Origin of the sequence: Mesorhizobium sp. M4A.F.Ca.ET.050.02.1.1, from assembly GCF_003997725.1 — a bacterium.
Classification (GTDB): Bacteria; Pseudomonadota; Alphaproteobacteria; order Rhizobiales; family Rhizobiaceae; genus Mesorhizobium.
Genome location: NZ_RZSG01000262.1, coordinates 1 through 7,401, shown reverse-complemented (window position 1 = coordinate 7,401; position 7,401 = coordinate 1). Strand labels below are relative to the sequence as shown.

6 protein-coding genes are annotated in these 7,401 nt (G+C 65.9%); 2 read left to right on the top strand and 4 right to left on the bottom strand.

Annotated elements, in window-relative coordinates:
* Both EOA33_RS18080 and pepN read right to left on the bottom strand, forming a co-directional pair.
* Nucleotides 1–1,586, bottom strand: a 1,586-nt coding sequence (locus EOA33_RS18080; protein WP_127406213.1) for a PAS domain-containing protein, incomplete at its 3' end; no start/stop codon positions are given.
* Between the two features lie 168 nt (nt 1,587–1,754).
* Nucleotides 1,755–4,400: an aminopeptidase N gene (pepN, locus tag EOA33_RS18075; protein WP_126055755.1), complete on the bottom strand. Its 2,646-nt coding sequence runs from the start codon at nt 4,398–4,400 to the stop codon at nt 1,755–1,757.
* Between the two features lie 154 nt (nt 4,401–4,554).
* Between pepN and EOA33_RS18070 the strand changes: the two genes are divergently transcribed.
* Both EOA33_RS18070 and EOA33_RS18065 read left to right on the top strand, forming a co-directional pair.
* Complete coding sequence (locus tag EOA33_RS18070) at nt 4,555–4,734, top strand: hypothetical protein (RefSeq protein WP_126055754.1); 180 nt, start codon at nt 4,555–4,557, stop codon at nt 4,732–4,734.
* Nucleotides 4,731–5,708: a DMT family transporter gene (locus EOA33_RS18065; protein ID WP_127406212.1), complete on the top strand. Its 978-nt coding sequence runs from the start codon at nt 4,731–4,733 to the stop codon at nt 5,706–5,708. The genes EOA33_RS18070 and EOA33_RS18065 overlap by 4 nt, the downstream gene beginning before the upstream one ends.
* Here the strand turns inward: EOA33_RS18065 and EOA33_RS18060 are convergent, their stop codons facing one another.
* Together EOA33_RS18060 and EOA33_RS18055 are read right to left on the bottom strand one after the other, a co-directional pair.
* Entirely contained in the window at nt 5,709–6,521 is an 813-nt protein-coding gene (locus tag EOA33_RS18060; RefSeq protein ID WP_126055752.1) for a helix-turn-helix transcriptional regulator, read from the bottom strand.
* A gap of 84 nt (nt 6,522–6,605) precedes the next feature.
* On the bottom strand, nt 6,606–7,401 hold a 796-nt coding region (locus EOA33_RS18055), incomplete at its 5' end, for a uracil-DNA glycosylase (RefSeq protein ID WP_245482353.1).

Here is a 7,401-nt window from a genome sequence, read left to right as displayed (position 1 = left end):
GTCTCCTTCATGTATTTGCGGTTAAGCTCGACCAGCTCCCTGGCGCGTTCTTCTTCCGCCCGGCGGGCCAGGCTGAGGTCGTGGATGGTCGCCATTAACCGCCGCTCGCTATCGACCAGCTTTTCCTGATGCAGCTTGATCTGGGTGATGTCGGAGCCGACCGAGACGGTGCCGCCGTCCCTTGTCCTCAGTTCGTTGACCTGCAGCCAGCGGCCGTCGGCAAGCTGCCGCTCGAAGGTCGAGCCGCCCTGTGGGCCATTGGCGTTGGCCAGCCTGCGCTCCGAGGCGAAGGCCAGCATGCGTTCCTCGAGCACGGCGCGCGTCGCGCCCGGCATCACGTCGCGGTCCGACAGGCCGTTGTCCTTCTGGAACTTTGAATTGCACATGATCAGCCGCTCGGCGGCGTCCCAAAGCACGAAGGATTCGTTGATGTTCTCGATCGCGGTCCGCAAGCGCAGGTCCGCCGCCTCCGAGCGCAGCGCCAGGTGCCTCTGCTCGGTGACGTCGACGGCGATCCCGATCAGCTGGATTTCCGGCGCCTCCGGGTCGATCACCTGCGCTCTCGCGCGCATCCACACCCATTGCCCGTCGGCGTGCCGCATGCGGAACACCTGGTCGATGTGGTCGATCTCGCGCTCGACAATGCGATTGGCGAGTTCGAACAGGTCGCCGTCCTCCGGGTGGATGATCTCGTCGACCTCGCCGAAGGACAGCATGCTGTCGCAGGGTTCGTAGCCCAGCATGTCGTACATCGAGCGCGACCAGTACATCTTGCCGCGCACCATGTCCCAGTCCCACAGGCCGCAGCGGCCGCGCACCAGCGCCATGTCGATGCGCTGATGCGCCTCGAGGTAGATGCGGTCGGCGGCCTGGGCGCGCGCTGCCTGGCCGAAATAGGCGTAGAGGATGATGATCAGCACCCCGGCCGTCAGCACAAACAGTGTGACGTTGAGCGAGACGGTCTTGCGCCAGTTGTCGAAGACCGCATCCCGAGGCACCAGCGCGGCGGCGGCGTTCTTGCGGTCGCTGGTCAGGCTCACCGCCCCATACCAGTCTTTTCCGTCGATGCTGATATCCATGACGCCGGCCCGCTCGCCGAACATGAACAGCGGCTGGCCGCCCTGGACCAGGCTGTCCAGCGCGCGTCCCTGCCAGCCGCTCGACAGCGGCGACACGGCGATGATCTTGAAGTTGCCGTCGGTGATGGCAAGCACGTGGCTGCGGCCCATGGCCCCCTGGCGACCGGCACTCTCCATCAGGTCAGGCGCGGTCACTGAAGCGGCGTTTGGATCGGCGCTGATCGCACTCGCCATCTGAGCGGCCGCCAGCGAAAGGATCGCCTTGGCGTCGCGTTCGACCTCGTCGCGCTCGTTCATCAGCGACAGCACGCGCAGCGCCGCGATGACGATCAGGAAGATGATGATGAGGGCAGGGATCGAGCGCCGAAGCCACGGCTCGGCCGCCAGCAGCCGCCTATAGGCGGGTTCGGCGATCAGCCGGGTGTTGCCGGCAAGCCCGTCGGCCCGCGCCCTGCGACGCTCAAAAGCCTTCCCTCCGGGCGCGCCCCACGCGTCCGCCTTGGCCATAAATGGCTACTCCCCGAATTCCGTATGCTTGATGGTCCGGTTACGCCGCACGCCCGAATCGTCATTAAAGAATCAAAGGTGATTCGCCTTGTCCAGAGGCGCGGCCAAAAAAGATTAAAAGTTGATTGAAATTCGTCCTTTCCTCCCACAGGAAGAAAGGGAAAGCCCTTACGCCAAAGTCCGCTCGACGATATCCCTGAGATCGGCCGACAGCTTATCCGCGGCGGCCATCGCAAGCAGCGCCTCCCTGGCCTTGGCCTGGCGCTTCGGTTCCAGCGAGCGCCAGGAGCGCAAAGCCGTCGCCAGCCTTGCCGCCAGTTGGGGGTTGCGCTTCTCGACCTCGAGCACGGTCTCGGTAAAGAAGCGGTAGCCCTCGCCGTCGGCGCGGTGGAAGCCGGTCTGGTTGGCGCTGGAGAAGGTGCCGACCAGGGCGCGCACCCGGTTGGGATTGGCCATCGAGAAGGCAGGGTGACCGGTCAGCGCGCGCACCGCCTCGACGGTCCGCGGGCCGGGCACGCCGGCCTGGATCTGGAACCATTTGTCCATGACCAGCGCATCGCCGCCGTACTTCGCTTCGAAAGCGGCCAGCGCCTCGACCGCTTGACGCGAGCCGGCATGCCGATGCGCGAGCACGGTCAGTGCGGCGGCGCGATCGGTCATGTTGCTGGCGGAGCGGAAGTGACTGGCGGCGAGCGCGGCGCCTTCCGGCAGCAGCGCCAGATAGTCGAGCAGGATGTTGCGCATCGCGCGGCGTCCGGCGCTCGAGGCATTGGGGCTGAACGGCCCCTTGTCGGCAAGCCGTTCATAGAGGTCGGAGAAGCTATCGCGGTTCGGCTTGGCGATCGCCAGGGCCAGCGCCTCGCGTGCTGCGAAGATGGCGTCGGGGTCGATGCCCTTGCCGATGTCGCGGGCGATGTCGGCCTCGCTGGGGAGCGACAACGCCAGAGCCCGATAGGCCGGCTCCAGCGTCTCGTCGACGGCGATCTTGCCGGCAAGCTCGGCGAGTCGCGCCGTGAACACCGGCTCCGTGCCGCCGAGCACCTGGCGGAAGGTCGCTATCAGCGCGTCGGTCAGTAGCGTGTTGAAGGCCTGCCAGCGCGCGAAGCTGTCGCTGTCGTGGCCGGCAAGGAAGAACTGGTCGTCGGCTCTCTGTTCGACCGAGAGCGTGATTGGTGCCGAGAAGCCGCGGTTGAGCGACACCGCCGGGCGCTCGGCGACGCCGGTGAAGCGCACCAGATGGCGGCGCTTGCGGATATGGATGACGCCATCCTCGACCGTCGCACCCTCGACGGCGTCATAGGCGACCGGCTTGCCGCCGGCGCCGACCAGGCCGAAGGCCAGCGGAATGTGCATCAGCCGCTTGCGGCTCTCCGACGGTGTCGGCGGCACGGACTGCTCGATCTCCAGCGTGAATTCCTTTGTCCCCGCATTGTGCGAGGAGCTCACGGTCAGGTTCGGCGTTCCCGCCTGATGATACCACAGGGCGAATTGCGACAGGTCGCGTCCCGACGCATCCTCGAACGCCTTGAGAAAGTCCTCGATCGTCGCGGCCTCTCCGTCGTGGCGCTCGAAATAGAGGTTCATGCCGGCGCGGAACGCGCCGGCGCCGAGGATGGTGCGGATCATGCGCACCACTTCCGAACCCTTCTCGTAGACGGTCGCCGTGTAGAAATTGTTGATCTCGCGGTAGCGGCGCGGCCTGACCGGATGTGCCAGCGGGCCCTGATCCTCGGGGAACTGGTGGGCGCGCAGCGTGCGCACCTCGGCGATGCGCTTAACCGCCCGCGAGCGCTGGTCGGCGGAGAATTCATGGTCGCGGTAAACGGTGAGCCCTTCCTTCAGGCAGAGCTGGAACCAGTCGCGGCAAGTGATTCTGTTGCCTGTCCAATTGTGGAAATACTCATGCGCGATGATCGCCTCGATATTGGCGAAATCGGCATCGGTCGCGGTCTCCTCGTCGGCCAGCACATATTTGTCGTTGAAGATGTTGAGGCCCTTGTTCTCCATCGCGCCCATGTTGAAGTCGGAGACGGCGACGATGTTGAACACGTCGAGATCGTATTCGCGGCCGAAGGCGTCCTCGTCCCATTTCATCGAGCGCTTCAGCGCATCCATCGCATAGCCCGCCAGCCGCTCCTTGCCGGGCTCGACATAGATGCCGAGCTCAACCTTGCGGCCGGATAGGGTGGTGAAGCTGTCGGCCACCTTGCCGAGATTGCCCGCCACCAGCGCGAACAGGTAGGACGGCTTGGGGAAGGGATCGTGCCAGACCGCATAGTGCCAGCCATCGGCAACCGCGCCGGTTTCCACCGGGTTGCCGTTGGAGAGTAGCAGCGGCGCTTCTTCGCGCCGCGCCTCGATGCGCACTGTATAGACCGACAGGATGTCCGGCCGGTCGAGGAAATAAGTGATGCGCCGGAAGCCCTCGGCCTCGCATTGCGTGCAATAGACGTTGCTGGAGCGATAGAGTCCCATCAGCGCCTCGTTGCGCGCGGGCACGATCTCGGTTTCCAGGACAAGCTCGAAGCGGGAAGCGGCCGGCGGCTTCAGGATGGCGAGTTCGTCGGGCGTTGCCGCGTAGTCCGCCGGCTGAAGCTCGCGGCCGTCAATGGCGATGCCGATCAGCGTCAGCCCGTCGCCGTCGAGCACCAGCGGCGCTGACGCCGCGACGCCACCGCGGCGCTCGACTGTGAGCGTGGCGGTGACGCGGGTTGCCCCTGGCGAAAGGCGGAAAACGAGGCTGGTCTCCGGGATGAGATAGTCACTGGGGCGATAGTCTTCGAGCTTGAAGACCTGGCCGGTATCGGTGCGCATTCGGAAGGGTTTTCCTGTCCTTGCCGGCGCGGCAAACACGCCCCGCTGGTCCAAAAAAACGAAGTCCGCGCTCTTTACACGAAACGGTCACTCGACAAAACTGCGCCAATGCCTATTCGGGCATCCATTCCCCCACCGTCATCGCGAGGCATTCATGGGCGTGGTCACACCGAAACTCGCCATGGGCGCTTCCGTGTTGCGTCGCGAGGACCAGGCCTTCCTCAAGCGCGAAGGCCGCGGCGCGCTCCGCCGCGGGCACGGCATCAGCCACACCGGGATGCCGGCCACGCCGGCGCGCATCTGCGCGGCGATCCGGGACGCCGCGCCAAGGTGAGCGCCGAGGCGAGAGCTGAGCCGCAAGGCGACGGCGGACACGCCGGCCACCACAGCACGCTGCGGGGCATTGTGCTAAAGATCGTATTGGTGGCGGTCTTCGTCGGCATGCAGACTTGCATCAAGGCGGCCGGCGACGTGCCCGCCGGCCAGATCGTCTTCTTTCGCTCCTTCTTTGCCATCTTCCCGATCATCGCCTTCCTGGCATCCAAGCGACAGCTGGCCACCGCATTCGCCACGAAACGGCCGTTCAACCACGTCGCGCGCGGTATCGTCGGCGTCGGCGCCATGGGGCTCGGTTTCTTCGCGCTGACCAGGCTGCCGCTTCCCGAGGCGATCACGCTGAACTATGCCCAGCCCCTGCTGGTGGTGGTGTTCTCGTCGATCTTCCTTGGCGAAGCGATCCGTGTCTACCGCTGGAGCGCTGTCGCCATCGGTCTTGTCGGTGTGCTTCTCATCTCCTGGCCGAAGCTGACGCTGCTGCGCTCTGGCGCGGCGCTCGGTGACCAGGAGGTATTGGGGGTCATCGCCGCCTTCGCCGCGGCGGCGATCTCGGCCATCGCCATGCTCTTGGTCCGCAACCTCGTCCAGACCGAGAAGACGGCGACCATCGTGCTCTGGTTCTCGTCGACGGCGAGCGTGCTCTCCCTGCTGACATTGCCCTTCGGCTGGCAGCCGCTGACGCCGGTGCAGGCAGCCCTCCTGGTTGTCGCCGGCTTTTGCGGCGGGCTCGGCCAAATCCTGATGACGGCGGCCTACCGCCACGCCGAGGCCTCCGTCGTGGCGCCGTTCGAATACAGCTCGATGATCCTCGGCGTCGTGGTCGGCTATCTGGTGTTCGGCGATGTCGCGTCGCTCAACACGCTGGCCGGCGGTCTGATCGTGGTGGCGGCCGGCATCTTCATCATATGGCGCGAACGGCAACTTGGGCTTGAACGCACGCGAACGAGGAGGGCGACGCCGCCGCAGGGGTGATCAAGACCGCTCGGCACGCTCCTTCGCCAGCCGCACCAACGTCGACCGCGTCTGCTCGTCGGCCGGGAAAAAGGATTCGATCGCCAGTTCCGACAATGTGACATCGAGCGGTGTGCCGAAGACGGTGATCGTGCTGATGAAGGAGAGCACCTGATCGCCATGCGCGAGCCGGAGGGGGTGCACGATGCCGCTCGGCTCGATCTGGGCCGGCCGTCCGCTCTTCAGCCCGGAAGGATAGGCGCGCAACTCCTGTTCCAGCTCGATCAGCACGGGGTCGCCAATGGCGTCGTTCTGATGCCTCAGCCGTTCGAGCAGATGCGCGCGCCATTCGGCTAGGTTGACGATGCGCGGCGCAACGCCGCCGGGATGCAGGCTGAGCCGCAGCACATTGACCGGTGGCGCAAGCAGCGATGGTTCGGAAACATCGGCCAGGAATGGGCCGATCGCCGCATTGGCCGAGATAAGGTTCCAGTGCCGGTCCACGGCCAGCGCCGGAAAGGGCTCGTGGCCCCGGAGCACGGTTTCCACCGCCGCCATCGCCGGTGCCAGCGACGCATCGGAGAGCGGCTTCTCGCTGAAACTCGGCGCGAAACCCGCAGCGAGCAGCAGCTGGTTGCGCTGCCGCAGCGGGATTGAAAGCTGCTCGGCCAAGTGCAGCACCATCTCGCGCGAGGGCTGGGCCCGGCCGCTCTCGACGAAGGAGAGATGCCGCTGCGAGATCTCGGCCTCCATGGCAAGATCGAGCTGGCTCATGCGCCGGCGCGTGCGCCATTCGCGGATGAGGCTCCCGGCGGAGGTTTCGGATGTTGTCATGTGGGAAGGACTAAGGCGGCCAGGGGAGTAATTCAATTACCCCGGAGGTTATGGTGCCATCTCCCCCAAGGGGGAAGGGGTGTTTCACTCCAACGCCTTCAGCTTCGCCTTCACCTCCAGAAAATCCCGCCAGGCCAGCTTCTTGTGCGCCGGCGTCCGCAACAGATAGGCCGGATGCAGCGTCGGCATGGCGGGAATGATGGTGCCGGACGCGGTCGTATGCGTGCGCCAGTTGCCGCGCAATCGAAGAATACCCTCGGTGGTGTTGAGCAAGGTCTTGGCCGAGGGGCCGCCGAGACTGACCAGCAGCTTCGGATTGACCAACTCGATCTGCCTTTCGATGAACGGCCGGCAGATCTCGGTCTCGTGCGGCGTCGGCGTGCGATTTCCCGGCGGCCGCCAGGGGATGACATTGGCGATATAGGCCGACGTGCGGTCGAGGCCGATTGCCGCCAGCATGCGGTCGAGCAGGCGCCCGGAGCGGCCGACGAAGGGCAGGCCTTCGAGGTCCTCATCGCGGCCCGGCGCTTCGCCAACCAGCATCAGCTCGGCATTGGGATTGCCGTCCGCGAAGACCAGGTTTTTAGCGGTGAATTTGAGATTGCAGCCGTCGAAGGCCGCCATGTGCTGACGCAGCTCGTCGAGCGTGGAGGCGCTGGCAGCCATCTGCCGCGCGAGCAGCGCCTGCGCCTCGTCGGGTACTGCCGCGACGGCGGGCGCGGTGCGCGCCGGCGCATCCGGCACCTTGCTTGCGTCCAGCCCGGGCGCTGCCGTTGGTCGCTCTGGCGCTCTGGTTGCGTCGCGGCCTGGCTCCGGTGCCGGCCGTTCCTGGGACCGGCTTTCGCGCGCGGCCGGTGCCTGAGCGCGCTCGGCTTGCTTC

Coding starts and splice junctions, on each gene's coding strand:
- EOA33_RS18060 (WP_126055752.1), bottom strand. CDS start 6,521: ATGACAACATCCGAAACCTCCGCCGGGAGCCTCATCCGCGAATGGCGC.
- pepN (WP_126055755.1), bottom strand. CDS start 4,400: ATGCGCACCGATACCGGCCAGGTCTTCAAGCTCGAAGACTATCGCCCC.
- EOA33_RS18070 (WP_126055754.1), top strand. CDS start 4,555: ATGGGCGTGGTCACACCGAAACTCGCCATGGGCGCTTCCGTGTTGCGT.